13 protein-coding genes are annotated in these 14342 nt (G+C 64.4%); 11 read left to right on the forward strand and 2 right to left on the reverse strand.

What is annotated here, in order from left to right; genetic code table 11:
• Window positions 1-281: 281 nt before the first annotated feature.
• The 3 genes from AC1DQR_RS23635 (at window position 282) to AC1DQR_RS23645 (ending at window position 4876) form a co-directional block, all read left to right on the forward strand.
• Window positions 282-1700: an aldehyde dehydrogenase family protein gene (locus AC1DQR_RS23635; protein ID WP_416048724.1), complete on the forward strand. Its 1419-nt coding sequence runs from the start codon at window positions 282-284 to the stop codon at window positions 1698-1700.
• Window positions 1701-1806: 106 nt separating this feature from the next.
• Window positions 1807-2691 (forward strand): transporter, encoded by an 885-nt coding sequence (locus AC1DQR_RS23640; protein ID WP_416050496.1) that lies wholly within the window; start codon window positions 1807-1809, stop codon window positions 2689-2691.
• 25 nt (window positions 2692-2716) lie between these two features.
• Window positions 2717-4876, forward strand: coding sequence for a PQQ-dependent dehydrogenase, methanol/ethanol family (locus AC1DQR_RS23645; RefSeq protein ID WP_416048723.1), 2160 nt, complete (start codon window positions 2717-2719; stop codon window positions 4874-4876).
• A gap of 82 nt (window positions 4877-4958) precedes the next feature.
• Here AC1DQR_RS23645 and AC1DQR_RS23650 read toward each other — a convergent pair whose 3' ends face one another.
• Window positions 4959-5891 carry a LysR family transcriptional regulator gene (locus AC1DQR_RS23650; protein WP_416048722.1) on the reverse strand — a complete coding sequence of 311 codons (933 nt, stop codon included), beginning with the start codon at window positions 5889-5891 and terminating at the stop codon, window positions 4959-4961.
• A gap of 238 nt (window positions 5892-6129) precedes the next feature.
• Between AC1DQR_RS23650 and AC1DQR_RS23655 the strand changes: the two genes are divergently transcribed.
• Together AC1DQR_RS23655 and AC1DQR_RS23660 are read left to right on the forward strand one after the other, a co-directional pair.
• Complete coding sequence (locus AC1DQR_RS23655; RefSeq protein ID WP_416050495.1) at window positions 6130-6903, forward strand: putative hydro-lyase; 774 nt, start codon at window positions 6130-6132, stop codon at window positions 6901-6903.
• A gap of 168 nt (window positions 6904-7071) precedes the next feature.
• A complete protein-coding gene (locus tag AC1DQR_RS23660) occupies window positions 7072-8364 on the forward strand; it encodes an MFS transporter (RefSeq protein WP_416050494.1) in 1293 nt (430 codons plus the stop codon).
• A gap of 137 nt (window positions 8365-8501) precedes the next feature.
• Here AC1DQR_RS23660 and AC1DQR_RS23665 read toward each other — a convergent pair whose 3' ends face one another.
• The gene (locus AC1DQR_RS23665; protein WP_477133890.1) at window positions 8502-8729 is read right to left on the reverse strand and encodes a helix-turn-helix domain-containing protein; all 228 of its coding nucleotides are present in this window, start codon (window positions 8727-8729) and stop codon (window positions 8502-8504) included.
• A 107-nt stretch (window positions 8730-8836) separates the two neighbouring features.
• On the opposite strand from AC1DQR_RS23665, the gene AC1DQR_RS23670 reads away from it, so the two are divergent.
• From AC1DQR_RS23670 to AC1DQR_RS23695, 6 genes are all read left to right on the forward strand, one after another.
• Window positions 8837-9847 carry a CBASS cGAMP-activated phospholipase gene (locus AC1DQR_RS23670; RefSeq protein WP_477133891.1) on the forward strand — a complete coding sequence of 337 codons (1011 nt, stop codon included), beginning with the start codon at window positions 8837-8839 and terminating at the stop codon, window positions 9845-9847.
• A gap of 117 nt (window positions 9848-9964) precedes the next feature.
• Entirely contained in the window at window positions 9965-10204 is a 240-nt protein-coding gene (locus tag AC1DQR_RS23675; protein ID WP_043346781.1) for a hypothetical protein, read from the forward strand.
• A 93-nt stretch (window positions 10205-10297) separates the two neighbouring features.
• A complete protein-coding gene (locus AC1DQR_RS23680) occupies window positions 10298-11341 on the forward strand; it encodes a sigma-54 interaction domain-containing protein (RefSeq protein ID WP_416048718.1) in 1044 nt (347 codons plus the stop codon).
• A 171-nt stretch (window positions 11342-11512) separates the two neighbouring features.
• On the forward strand, window positions 11513-12874 hold the full coding sequence (locus AC1DQR_RS23685; RefSeq protein WP_416048717.1) for an acyclic terpene utilization AtuA family protein: 1362 nt from the start codon (window positions 11513-11515) through the stop codon (window positions 12872-12874).
• A 41-nt stretch (window positions 12875-12915) separates the two neighbouring features.
• A complete protein-coding gene (locus tag AC1DQR_RS23690; RefSeq protein ID WP_416050493.1) occupies window positions 12916-13236 on the forward strand; it encodes a DUF4387 domain-containing protein in 321 nt (106 codons plus the stop codon).
• Between the two features lie 126 nt (window positions 13237-13362).
• Entirely contained in the window at window positions 13363-14334 is a 972-nt protein-coding gene (locus AC1DQR_RS23695; protein WP_416048716.1) for a tripartite tricarboxylate transporter substrate binding protein, read from the forward strand.
• Window positions 14335-14342: the final 8 nt, after the last annotated feature.

Genomic DNA, 14342 nt, shown 5'->3' on the forward strand with positions numbered 1-14342 from the left:
GCGCCCTCAGGGCCCCCGACGATCGCGTGCGCGGTTATCGGGGGCTTTTTCTTTTCCCTGCATGTCTCAGTTGTGTCGAGACACCGGCGCAGTTTGAGACAGCATTACGGCGCCGCTTGCACGCACACCTGTATCCATCCGGCTTGGGGAACGGCCGCAACGCGCGGGATGGCGTGGATTCGGCGGCAGGCGAGCGCACACACGGTGTGCTGGGCACGGCCTTTGCAATTAGCAGTACGAGCGCATGAGCGCTACCTGCACAGACAAAGGAGACAGAGAATATGCCAAGCAATGCAGCACTGGTGATCGGCGGCAAGCTGGTCGAGGGCGGGGCCCTGCTGGACGTGATCAATCCCGCCACGGGCAAGGTGTTCAATACGGTATCCCGCGCTACCGAGCGCGATGCGCACGCGGCGGTGGCGGCGGCCAAGGCGGCCCAGCCGGGCTGGGCGGCGCTCGGGCTGCCAGCGCGCCGCGCCTTGCTGCTGCGCTTGGCCGACGAAATGGCGGCCAACGCGGAAGACCTTGCCGCGTCGCTGGTGCTGGAGCAGGGCAAGCCGCTGGCCGAGGCACGCCAGGAGCTGCAGTTCGCGCTGGCGTTCGTGCGGCATATCGCCGGCATGGAGTTGCCGGTAGCGGTGGTGCAGGACGATGCCACCCATCGCATCGAAGTCCATCACAAGCCGCTGGGCGTGGTCGCCGCCATTGCCGCGTGGAATTTCCCGGTGCTGATCGCCGCCTACAAGATCGCGCCCGCGCTGCTGATGGGCAATACCGTGGTGCTCAAGCCCGCGCCGACCACGCCGCTGGCTTCGCTGCAGCTCGGCGCCATCGCCAACGGCATCTTCCCGGCAGGCGTGCTCAACGTGATCACCGATCTCAACGATCTGGGCGGCCTGCTGACGTCGCATCCCGACGTGGCCAAGGTCTCGTTTACCGGCTCCACCGCGACGGGCAAGAAAGTGATGGAAAGCGCCGGGCCCAGACTCAAGCGCATCACGCTGGAGCTTGGCGGCAACGATGGTGCCATCGTGCTCGACGACGCCGACGTGGCGCAAATCGCGCCCAGGATCTTCGGCAGCGCCTTCTACAACTGCGGGCAGGTATGCCTGGCGCTCAAGCGCCTGTACGTGCATGCCTCCATCCATGACGCGCTTTGCGATGCGCTGGCCGAACTGGCCAGGCAGGCCGTGGTTGGCAACGGCGCCGAGTCCGGCGTGACCCTCGGGCCGCTGCAGAACGCCATGCAGTTCGACAAGGCCGGCCGCTTCCTGGCCGCGGCCCGGCGCGACGGCAAGGTGCTGGCCGGTGGCGCCGCGCTCAAGGGCGATGGCTACTTTATCGCGCCCACCATCGTGCGCGACCTGCCCGACACCAATGCGCTGGTTGCCGAGGAACAGTTCGCGCCGATCCTGCCGGTGCTCAGGTACGAAGACCTGGACGATGCCGTGGCGCGCGTGAACGGCTCGCCCTACGGCCTGGGCGGCTCGGTCTGGTCGTCTGACCAGGCGCGTGCCTATGCCGTGGCGCAGCGGCTCGACGTGGGCACTGCGTGGGTCAACCATCACCTGCATTTCGGCCCGCACATCCCCCTGGTGGGCGCCAAGGAGTCCGGCGTGGGCGTGGAGTTCGCCGCCGAGGGCCTGGCCGAATATGCGCAACTGAGCGTGATCAATATCGCGCGCCAGCAGGCAGCCTGAGCGCCTGAGGCATCCCGCCCGTCAGACCCGGCACGGCCCTCTGGCTGTGCCGCGGCATGGGCACACAACAAAAAATGGAGGAGACATGCAACAACAAGGACCGGCCATGCGCCGGAGGATGCGTTCGTCCCTGCGCCATGGCGGCGCCATCGCGGCCCTGCTGCTGGCGGCTGCGCCTGCGCACGCCATCGACGTGGACGCCGGCGACTATACCGCGCTGCCGGCGGGCACCAACCTGGGCATGCTTTACTACCAGCACGCGGAGCGCGACAAGGTCTACGCCAGCGGCAGGCAGGTGGCCGGCGGCAACCTGAACTCGGATATCGGCATCGCGCGCTATGTGCATTTCATGGACATTGCTGGTTTCACCGTCGACCCGCAGATCCTGCTGCCGTTCGGCAACCTGCGCGGGCGCGACCAGCTGAGCGGGCTCGGCAGCAGTGGCGGCATGGGCGATCCGATCCTGGCCGCGACCGTATGGCTGGTCAACCAGCCGCAGCAGAAGCGGTACTTCGGCATGACGCCGTTCCTCTACGTGCCGGTTGGCAGCTACGACAAGGAACGGGCACTCAACCTTGGCGAGAACCGCTGGAAGTTTGCCTTGCAGGCGGGCTACATCACGCCCCTGGTCGGCAAGTTCACCCTCGACCTGATCGCCGACGTGACCTTCTATGGCGACAACAACAAGTTTGGCGCGGCCTCGGCCACCCTGAAGCAGGCCCCCTTGTTCCAGGGCCAGGGCTGGCTGCGCTACAACGTCACCGATACCTTCGATATCCGCGGCGGGCTGTCCTACACGGCCGGCGGTGAAAGCAAGGTGAACGGCGTCTCGCGCAACGACAACACCAATAGTTCCAAGTTTTCACTGGGGATGGCGTGGTTCCCGACGCCGACCGTGCAGGTGCTGGGCACCTATGGGCAGGACATCTCAGTGCGCAACGGGCCGATGGAAGGCAGCCGTTTCAATCTTCGCGTGCTCAAAGTATTTTGACCGGACCTGACAAGGAAAGCAGACCATGATGAGAAGAAGCAGGAGCAAGCAGGACAGGGCAGCCGCGCTGTGGCTGGGAACGGCCGCGGCGATTGCGCTGGCATCGCCGGCGGGCGCGGCGCTCGGCGCCGACGCCGCGCCCGCCAGGGCACTCACTGTGCAAAAGGTGCGTGCAATCACCGCGGGTATCGACGGCGCGGCGATCCGCGCCAATGAGCGCGGCACCCCCAACTGGCCTTCCTACGGGCTGGACTACGCGGAAACGCGTTTCAGCCAGCTGGATCAGGTCAACACCGGCAACGCCGCGAAACTGGGCCTGGCCTGGTCCTATGACCTGGAATCGACGCGCGGGGTCGAGGCCACGCCGCTGGTGGTCGACGGCGTGATGTATGTGACCGCGCCGTGGAGCGTGGTCCATGCCATCGACGCGCGCACTGGCAAGCGGCTCTGGACCTACGATCCCAAGGTGCCGCGCAATCTCGGCTACAAGGGTTGCTGCGACGTGGTGAACCGCGGCGTGGCGGTCTACAAGGGCAAGGTCTTCGTCGGCGCCTTCGACGGCCGGCTGGTGGCCATCGACGCCGCGACCGGCAAGAAGGCGTGGGAGCAGGACACCGTGGTGGATCACAAGTTCTCCTACACCATCACCGGCGCGCCGCGCGTGTACAAGGGCAAGGTCATCATCGGCAACGGTGGGGCGGAGTACGGCGCGCGCGGCTACATCACCGCCTACGACGCCGAGACCGGCGCGCAGCGGTGGCGCTGGTTCACGGTGCCGGGAGACCCCGCCAAGCCGTTCGAGAACGAGGCCATGGCCCGCGCGGCCGGCACCTGGGACCCGAGCGGAAAATACTGGCTCAATGGCGGCGGCGGCACCGTGTGGAACACCATGGCCTTCGACCCCGAGCTGAACCTGATGTATATCGGCACCGGCAACGGAGCGCCCTGGAGCCGCAAGCTGCGCAGCCCCGGCGGCGGCGACAATCTCTACCTGGCCTCGGTGGTGGCGCTCAATCCCGATACCGGCGAATACGTCTGGCACTACCAGGAAACGCCGGGCGACAATTCCGACTACACCTCGACGCAGGACATCATCCTGGCCGACCTCAAGATCGACGGCCAGCCGCGCAAGGTAATCCTGCACGCGCCAAAGAACGGCTTCTTCTTCGTGATCGACCGCACCAACGGCAAGTTCATCTCGGCGAAGAACTTCGTCGACGTGAACTGGGCCACGGGCTACGACAAGGATGGGCGGCCGGTCGAGAATCCACTTGCCAATACCAGCCTCAAGCCGGTCGATATGGTGCCCGGCCCGTTCGGCGCGCACAACTGGCATGCCATGTCGTTCAACCCGCGCACCGGCCTGGCGTATATTCCGGCGCAGCACGTGCCCCTGACCCTGGCGGACGACAAGGCTTGGGCGCGCAACCAGAAGGACTCCCAGGAGGCGCACAGCGGGGTGGGATGGAACCTCGGCATGCTGGTCAATGCCGAGCCACCGACGAGCAAGCCGTTCGGCAGGCTGATCGCATGGGACCCGATCGCGCAGAAGGCGGTCTGGCACCAGGACTATACGGGGCCGTGGAACGGCGGCACGCTGACCACGGCCGGCAACCTGGTGTTCCAGGGCACCGCGGACGGCCGCTTCATCGCCTATCACGCGGCTAACGGCGAAAAGCTATGGGAGGCGCCGGTCGGTACGGGGGTTGTGGCCCCGCCGGTCACCTACCTGGTCGACGGCAAGCAGTATGTGTCGATTGCGGTAGGGTGGGGTGGCGTGTTCGGCCTGAGCGCACGCGCCACCGACCGCAAGGCACCCGGCACGGTCTACACGTTTGCCGTGGGCGGCAAGGCCAAGGCCGCCGAAGCGGCAGCGTATCCGATGGCCGAGTTGTTGTCCGGCGTCAAGTACAACCCCGCCCATGTGCAGGAAGGGCAGAAGCTGTACGTCAACAACTGCGTGTTCTGCCATGGCGTGCCGGGGGTGGACAAGGGCGGCAATATCCCCAATCTGGCTTACGTCGGGTCCGGCCTGATCGAGAACCTGGGCAAGATCGTGTTCAACGGTCCCTTCGTACAGCAGGGCATGCCGGATTTCACCGGCAAGCTGACCGCGCAGGACGTGGTGAAGATTCAGGCTTTCATCCAGGGTACGTCGGACGCAGTACGGCCAAAGAAGCCCTGAGCCGTATTGGGGCGCGAAAGCACCGGGGAAGGCCGCCAGCCGCAAGGCTGTCGGCTGCCTCTGGGCGCTGGCCAGCGCGCCGTCACAGCGGCTCAACCAGCCGCCTGTTGCTGTTGCGGCAGTATTCCGCGCAGGCGGCCCGCGCCGAGTTGGCTGCGCCGTGCACGAATAGCGGCGCGTCGGCACGCCGCGACATCGACACCACGATGGACGGAGGCGCGGGCTGCAGCGGCAACTCCACGACTTCGCCGCTTTCGATCAGCTTGTCGACGAACAGGCGCGGAATCGCGGCCACGCCGAAACCATCGCGCACTAGCTGCACGATCACGGCAATCGACGGCGACCCGGTAATGCGGGTTTCCGAAAGCGGCACGCCGTGGGCTCCCGCGAGTTTGGCCACGATGTCCTCCAGCGCGCGATGCGGCGCGGTCCCCCGGCCGAACGTCAGGATGGGATGTTGCAGCACCTGCCTGGCAAGCGAGCCGCGCGTGTGCGACAGCAAGCCTGCGCGCGCCACCCAGTGCACGGGGTAGTTGGCGAGCGCATTGCACACCACGTTGCTTTCGTCACTGCCTTCGACGCGAATGATGAGATCGAGCTCATCGGCAATCAGCCTGCGCTGGAGCACCACGCTCACGTCGGCGGTCAGTTCGACTTCCAGCTGCGGGTAGTCCGCGGCGAGCCGCCGCATGTAGTTCGGCAGCCAGCTGTGCACCACGGTCTCGATCACGCCCAGGCGCAGGCGCCCGCGGATCTTGCTGTCGCCCGAGGCCGCGGCCTGCAGCCGCCGCGCGGCCTCTACCACTCCCTTTGCGTATCCGAGCAGGTACTCGCCATTGGGTGTCAATCGAAATTCGCGACTCTCCCGATCGACCAGCGCGGTTTGCAGCTCATCTTCCAGTGCCTTTATCCGTTGGGAAATGGCAGCTGGCGTCGCATGCAGGGCGGCTGCCGTTGCACGAAAGCTGTGCAATTTGGCCAGCGTGACGAAGGTTTCGAGGAATCGCGTATTCATCAGGCTGTGGAGCGGATCGGTGAAGAAGGCGCCAAATTGCTTGGGACATCCCGACAGTTGGCGTCAATTCCGGTTTGGCACCAGCGCGGTGCGGGTAGGGGGAAACCCGTAAAGTTGTTAAGAAAATCTATACGGAGGTGCCAACAAAAAGTCGTTGGCGATAAAAAATTTTACTCTCTATCGTTCAAGGCAACCACGACAACGTCATAACGCCATGAGAACGCAGATGCCCGAAGACCTGATGCCTTTCGACTTTCGCCGGGCCGTGCGCAGCGGACAGTTCCGTGGCCCCACAGCAGGCTATTGCGGCGACTACGCGCAGGCCAACCTGGCCATCCTGCCGTCGGCGCACGCTGGCGATTTCCTGCGCTTCTGCCAGGCTAATCCGAAGCCGTGTCCGTTGCTGGGCGTCGGTGAGCCGGGACAATGGCATGTGCCGGTACTCGGGCGCGAGGTGGATATCCGCAACGATGTGCCGGCTTACAACGTCTATCGCGACGGGCGGCTGGCCGAAGAGAGCGAATCGCTGGCCGACCTGTGGCAGCACGACTTCGTGGTGTTCGCCATCGGCTGCTCGTTCTCGTTCGAGCACATGCTGGCGCAGGAAGGCATCCCCTTGCGGCATGTCGAGCAAGGCCGCAACGTGCCGATGTACCGCACCAGGATTGCGAACCGGCGCGCGGGCGTTTTCGGTGGCGAGCTGGTGGTGTCGATGCGGCCCATGCGCGGCGCCGAGGCGATTCGCGCCGTGCAGATCACCAGCCGTTTCCCTGCCGTGCATGGTGCGCCAATCCACATCGGCGACCCGGCCGAGTTGGGGATCGAAGACCTGGCCAAGCCTGAGTTCGGCGATCCCGTCACGATCAAGCCGGGAGAGCTGCCGGTCTACTGGGCCTGCGGCGTCACGCCCCAGACCGCGATCATGGCTGCGAGGTTGCCGCTGGCCATCGCGCACAAGCCCGGCCACATGTTGGTGACCGATATCAAGAACGCCTCGCTTGCCGTGTTCTAGTCCACCGGCAGCCAACGAAAGATCCGCGCGAGTCCGAGGGCTGCGTTCATCCATCGATGGGCGATGGGCTGGCCCCGGTAGCCGCGCGAAAGACCGTTCAACCCACGCGCCCAGGAGCGTTTCATGGACAACAAGACCCCCGCGGCGGCGGCCGCCGCCAATTCCGCAATGGCTTCCTCCCTTGCACCAACGGCGTCTGTCGACGGCGGCGGCAACCTGTTCTCCTGGTACGGCGAGGCATCGCCCCGCCAGAAGCGCGCTTTCTGGAGCTGCAAGGTCGGCTACATGCTCGACGGCATGGATACGCAGATGCTCTCCTTCGTCATTCCGACGCTGGTCGCTACCTGGGGTATCAGCCTGGCCGACGCCGGCTTCATCGGTACGCTCACCTTGCTGGCTTCGGCACTGGGCGGCTGGGCCGCCGGCATCCTGTCGGACCGCATCGGCCGGGTGCGGACGCTGCAATTGACGGTGGTGTGGTTCGCGGTCTTTACCGGCCTGTGCGGGCTGGCGCAGAACTACGAGCAACTGCTGGCCGCGCGCGCACTGATGGGCTTCGGCTTCGGCGGCGAATGGACCGCCGGCGCCGTGCTGATCGGGGAGGTGATCCGCGCCAAGGATCGCGGCAAGGCCGTCGGCCTGGTGCAGTCGGGCTGGGCGATTGGCTGGGGGCTGACGGCCATCCTGTACTCCGTGCTGTTCTCGGTCTTGCCGGCCGAACTGGCGTGGCGCGCGCTGTTCCTCATCGGCTTGCTTCCGGCGCTGCTGGTGGTGGTCATCCGCCGCTATGTGAAGGAGCCGGACGTCTACGAAAAAGAGAAGGCGGCGCAAGGCAACGCGAGCGATCGTCCCCGCTTCACCGAGATCTTCAGCCCGAAGCTGCTGTCGACGACGGTGCGCGCGGCGCTGCTGGCGACCGGCGCACAAGGCGGGTACTACGCGATCACGACCTGGCTGCCGACGTACCTGAAGACCGAGCGTCACCTGACGGTGATGGGGACGGGGGGATACCTGGCCATGATCATCTTCGGCTCGTGGATCGGCTACCTCGTCAGTTCCTATCTGACCGACAAGCTTGGCCGCAAGCCGAACTTCATTCTCTTCGCGGTGGGTTCGATGACGGTTGCCTTCGGCTACACGATGCTGCCGCTGAGCAACGGCGCGATGTTCTGGCTCGGTTTCCCGCTCGGCTTCTTTGCTTCGGGCATTTTCAGCGGCATGGGCGCGTTCCTGACCGAACTGTTCCCGACGCGGGTGCGTGGCTCCGGCCAAGGCTTTTGCTACAACTTCGGCCGGGCTGTCGGCGCACTCTTTCCCTTCCTGATCGGCGCGCTGTCCAAGCAATATGGACTCGGCGCCAGCATCGGCATCTTCGCCGCGGCGGCCTATGGCGTGCTCATCATTGCCGCGCTGACGCTGCCGGAAACCCGTGGCCGCGAGCTTGAAGCCGCTGGCACGTGAGTCCCCGGCTACTGGCGCGCTGGCACTCTTGTACGGCGCCAACGGTCTGACCGCGCATGAGGACATGGTCGCTCGCGGGAACGCCTTGTACCGGACGGGCGCGCCGCGGCGAGCGCGGCTTCCTTTGCGTCACCAAGCTATCGCTCCTTGGGCTTGTAGGCGCGCTTGCGGACTTCGCCTCGCGCAGACAGCGCTTCGCTTGATGGCAATGTATCCGGGAAGGCTGCGTCCAGGCTGCCGAGCATGCTCAGCGCTCGCATCACCTTTACCAGTGTGGATACGCGCACATCGCGTCCGGCCTCCAGATCGCCCAGAGCGGTCCGGCCGATCCCGGCTGCACGCGCGGCGCCAGCGTCAGGCTGCATTTCTGAATGCTGACAACTGCTTCGACAAATGATTATCATGCTTCTTGCTGCACAGTGACGCAACGGGATAGGGGCGTGTCATCGAAATTCCGGCGAGGAGGTCCCGAATGACAAATGCAGACTCCGGACGGTTTCAGATCCTGGCGCTGTCAGGCGGAGGCTTCCGAGGCCTTTATACGGCCAAATTGCTAGCTGACTTCGAAGATGAGATTGGCGCGCCAATCGCCACTCGGTTCGAGCTTGTCACGGGCACATCGATCGGTGGCATCCTGGCATTGGCCATTGCGATGGAAATCCCTGCGCAGCGCATTGTTGAACTTCTCGCCAGTCATGGGGGATTGATCTTCAAGCGGCGCTGGTCTCTGGCGGGAATCTGGCGCGCACCATTTTCTTCCGCGCCTTTGCAGTCGCTGCTTCGTGACAAGAAGATATTTGGCGATCAAGTCCTCGGAGCATGCAGGCATCCGGTCATCATACCGGTGATCAATTACTCGACGGGCAGGCCGCAGATCTTCAAGACGCCGCATCATCCGGATTTCAAGCGAGATCATAAATGCCGGCTGGTAGATGTCGCCATGGCGACTAGCGCGGCGCCCGCATACTTTCCACGATATACGTTCAACAACAATCAATATGTTGACGGCGGTTTGTACGCCAACGCGCCGGGCATGCTCGCGGTCCACGAAGCGCAGTCGTCCATGGGGCAGCCGACAGATCGTATTCACGTGATGGCGGTCGGTACCATGTCATCGAAATTCACCGTCAACCCACGTCGAAACCGAGAGGGTGGGACATATGACTGGGGAGGCGTTAATCCGGCAAACATGCCGAAGAGAGTGTTTGGCTTGTCGATATCCGTACAGGAGGCACTGAGCGATTTCATGCTTTCGCATCTGCTCTCAACGCGCTATTTCCTTGTCGATGACGATCTCACCGACCAGCGCGCACGCGCCGTCGCCCTTGATCGGGCCGACAGCGCGGCGAAGGAGGTATTGCTTGGCGCCGCGACGGAGCGCTCCAAGATCTGCATCGGAAACGAAGACTGCCGATCCTTCCTAACTCACACAGCCCGCTCGGCAATGTTCTACTACGGCGAACATATCAATCAGAAAAGCTAGGCCGGCAAAGCGCATGCGCCGCGCAAGCAGGTCGCGGTGGCGCAGGAACGGGCCAGCGCAATGTGGAAGAATGGAAGAATCCAATGATCCAATATTCTCAACCACGAACGGGTCCATATGAAACTCACGATCACCCTTGAGTTCACCCCAGCCGCTCAAGCCGCAGCAAGAGACATCGACTTGGATCTGACCCCCCACACCGGCGCGATAACACCCGTGATCGGCGACCTGATTCAGTTCCCAGGACAGCCAATCATCTTTGTGGTCATCGGTCGCGTTTGGCAGCCGCGCAATCCGGACAACGTCGAACTTCGTATCATGCTCGATCTGTCGCCTTCGCCGCTGTCTGTCGTCTGAGGGCATTCTGAGTCGCGCACGGCGTTTGCGCGATAGTCATTCCATGCCGGCCGCCGGAGCTGCCTCCGCCCGGGCGGCCGGCTCTCGTATCCCATGATGAACGAACCTTCTCGCCCGCAGCTCGTTGGGGAGCATCCCTCCATCGCCGCTCTACGTGAACTGGTCGCCCGCGTCGGGCGCAGCCAGGCTAGCACCGTGCTGATCTATGGCGAGACCGGGACGGGGAAGAGCCTGGTGGCGCGCATGCTCCACGCGCAGTCCAATCGGGCCGGGCGCGAGTTCATCGATATCAATTGCGCTGCGATTCCCGCCCAGTTGCTCGAATCCGAGTTGTTTGGCCATGAGCGTGGATCGTTTACCGGCGCGGTCAGCCGGAAGGAGGGACTGATCGAGGCGGCGAATGGCGGCACGGTCTTCCTGGACGAAGTCCGCGAGCTCGATCCTGTGATGCAGTCCAAGATCCTGACGCTGCTGGACACGCGGCGGTTCCGGCGGGTCGGCGCGGTGCGTCCCATCAGCGTGGACGCCCGCTTTATCGCAGCGACCAACAAGATCCTGCTGAGCGAGGTCAAGGCCGGCAAGTTTCGCGAGGATCTGTATTACCGGCTGCAGGTGATCGCCATCAATATCCCGCCGCTGCGCGAGCGCGGCGACGACATCTTCCTGCTCGCGAGCAACGCGCTGGCGAAGTACAACGCGCAGTACGGCAGTCACTTCCAGCGGCTGGATCCGGAAGTGGCGCGCATTTTCCGCGCGTACCGGTGGCCGGGAAATGTGCGTGAACTCGAAAACCTGCTGGAACGCATCTGCCTGCTGGAGGAGGGCGATTGCATCCGGCCGTGTCACTTGCCGGCGCGCATCCTGCGGGACGTGGCGCAGCCCGCGGGCGCGGCGGACGATGCCGTGGCGCAGCCGGCTGCAATGAACGGGCATGCTGCGTCCGAGCAGGGGCAGGACTATCACGAGGCCACGGCTCGCTTCCAGCGTGCGCTGATTGAGCAGACGCTGGTGTCGTGCCGGCAGAACCACAGTGCGGCGGCCGAGAAGCTGGGGTTGAGCCGGCACGCTTTGCGGCATCAGATGATGAAGCTGGAACTGCTGGCTCCGACTGCCGGAAGCGACGAGGAGGATGCGTGAGTTTCACGCAATTGCGGCATTTTTTTGCGTGAAAATCACGCGAAAGGCGGGGGCGTAGCGCTAAATCTATGAAATATAAGGATATTTTCATGATTCGCCCTGTGGCACGCAATCTGCTCTAGATGAATCGTCAAGCCCGGCTTGGGGAAGACACCATCTGGAGAACATTGCATGCAGTCCCTGAAGATCATTTGCCCTAATGGCCACCTCGGCTTCGCGCCGTTGCGCACCGAGAGCTTTGGGTTGGGGGTGGAGGCGGGCCCTGACTACATCGCGGCCGATTCGGGAAGCGACGACGTGGGCCCGGTGCCGCTGGGCTCGGACACCTCGACGAGTCCCGAAGCTTGGCAACGCCACGATCTGGAGCAAATGCTGCTGGCGTCGCGCCGTCTCGGCGTGCCGATGATCATCGGCTCGGCCGGCGATACGGGGTCGAACAGCCGCGTGGACCTGTACGTGCGGATCATCGGCGAACTGGCCGCCAAGCATGGCCTGAAGACGTTCCGGGTCGGCTACTTCTATTCCGAGGTGGACAAGGCGTTTCTTCGCGAGTCAATGCGGCGCGGAAAGACGGTGAGCGGGCTCGATGGCTTTGCAGACCTCACCGAAAGCGAACTCGATGCAACCGACCGTATCGTCGCCATGGCCGGTGTCCATCCCTATGTGGCGCTGCTGCGCCAGGGCGCCGACGTGATTATCGGCGGGCGCAGCTCGGATGCCGCGGTCTTTGCCGCGCCGGCGCTACACCACGGCTTTTCCGCCGATCATGCCTATTACCTGGGCAAGGTGCTCGAGTGCGCATCGTTCTGTGCCGAGCCCTATGGCGGCAAGGAGACCGTGATGGGCGTCATCTCCCGCGAGGACGTCCAGGTCACGGCGATGCATCCCGAGCAGCGCTGCACCGTCGCCTCCGTATCCGGCCATGCGATGTACGAGCGCTCCAATCCGTACGAGGAGTTCGTCGCCGGGGGCAGGCTGGACATGACGCATTGCCGCTACGCGCAGGTGGACGATCGCACCACGCGCATCACGGGCTCGCGCTTTATCGAGGCGGAAACGGTCCGGGTCAAGCTGGAAGGCGCGGGGAAGGTGGGCGAGCGCTTCGTCGGCCTGTGTGGCATCCGCGACCCCTACACCATCGCCAACGTGGACCGGGTGATCGCGTGGGCGCGCGAGCAGGTGCGCGCGCGTTTTGGCGACAGCGGCTATCAACTGCACTACAACGTGTACGGCCGCGATGGCGTGATGGGCGAGCTGGAGCCGCTGCGCGACCGGCCGGGGCATGAGCTCTGCGTGCTGGTGCAGGGGGTTGCCCCGACCCGCGAGATGGCCGAGGAGGTGACGATGATCGGCTTGCGCCAGATGTTCTACGCGCGGCTGCCTGACGTCAAAGGCACGGCCGGTTCGGTGTCGTTCCCGCTGGATGAAGTCCTGCACGCCAGCGCGGCCTACCGTTGGACGCTGAACCACACGGTGGAGGTGCAAGACCCCATGGCGCTGTTCCCCACCCACCTCATTGAAGTTGGCGTGTGAGCCTGGTGCCGCATATGACAACGAAGACTATGACGACTACGATGGCAACGCAAAAACTGCATCAACTCGCCAAGACCATCCGCAGCAAGAACGCGGGGGTCAACAAGATCACCTTCGACATCATCTTTCGCGAGGCGGACGAGTACGAACGCGTCAAGCGCTCGCGCGTGCTGAGCCGGGAAAGCATGGCCGCGCTATATGGGATCCCGGTCGAACGGATCTCCGATTTCGTCGAATACGATCCCGCGTACGCCATCAAGTTCACGATCTATCGCACCCGGCCCAGCGGCAGCGCTGGCGATGGCGACATCTTTGGCGCCCAGCAGTACGCGCCGCTGCTGGACCTTGATATCCCCGTCTAGGCAGGACGTCGCCGGATTCCATGGGACTCCGGGTGGACACCCGGCTCCCGGATCCTGGCATCCATGCTGCTCTCCCCATTGCTACCGATTGCTACCCATTGCTACCCATTGAGACAGGAGCGCCGAATGCGAAAGACGTTAGCCCACATTGCGCTGTTGCTTGCCGCGATGTCCGCGGTAACCATGGCGGCGGCCCAGACCGATGCCAAGGTGCCGCCTTTGATAAGAATTGTCGTGCCGTTTTCGGCGGGCGCGAGCAACGACGTGATCGCGCGTGCGATCGCGCCGGGGCTGGCAAAGCGCCTGGGGACTACGGTCATCGTGGAAAACAAGCCGGGTGCGGCAGGCGTCGTTGGTGCCGACTCGGTTGCCAAGGCGCCACGGGACGGGTCCGTGCTGCTTCTGACGTCATCGACCTTCCTGACTGCTGCCGCCACCCAGCCTCGCTCGCCCTACGATCCGCTTGCCGCGTTCGCGCCGGTGTCCATGGTCGCCGAGGGGCCGCTGTTGCTGGCGGTCTCGTCCTCGACCCAGATCAGGTCGCCGGCCGAGCTGATCGCGGCAGCGCGCGCGAAGCCCGGCGCGCTGACCTACGGCTCGGCGGGGATCGGTTCGCTGGCGCAGCTGGCGACGGAGTTGCTGTGCGACATCTCGAAAGTCCAGATGATGCATGTCCCGTACAAAGGGGCTTCCAACGCGATGATCGATCTGGCCGCGGGGCAGATCGACGTCATGATGTCCAACTACAGCTCGCTGGTGACGCAGTTGAAGTCCGGCAAGGTACGGGCGCTGGCGGTGACCTCGCAGCGGCCGAACCCGGCGTTTCCCGAATTGCCGTCACTGGCGGCATCGGTGCCAGGCTACGGGATCGAGATCTGGGTCGGCGTCCTCGCACCTGCCGGCACGCCTGCGCCGCTGGTCCAGAGGCTGAACCGCGAGATCAATGAGATTGCTGCGTCGCCGGATGTACGCGTCGTGCTTGAACCGGACGGCTCGGCGCCCAAGGCAATGAGCCCGTCCGAATTCGGCGCGCGCATGAGGCAAGATCTTGCGCAGTGGAAGCACATCGCCAGCGACAGGAAGATCGTGGCGGAATGACAGGTGGG

The organism is Cupriavidus sp. 05L411, from assembly GCF_056398045.1.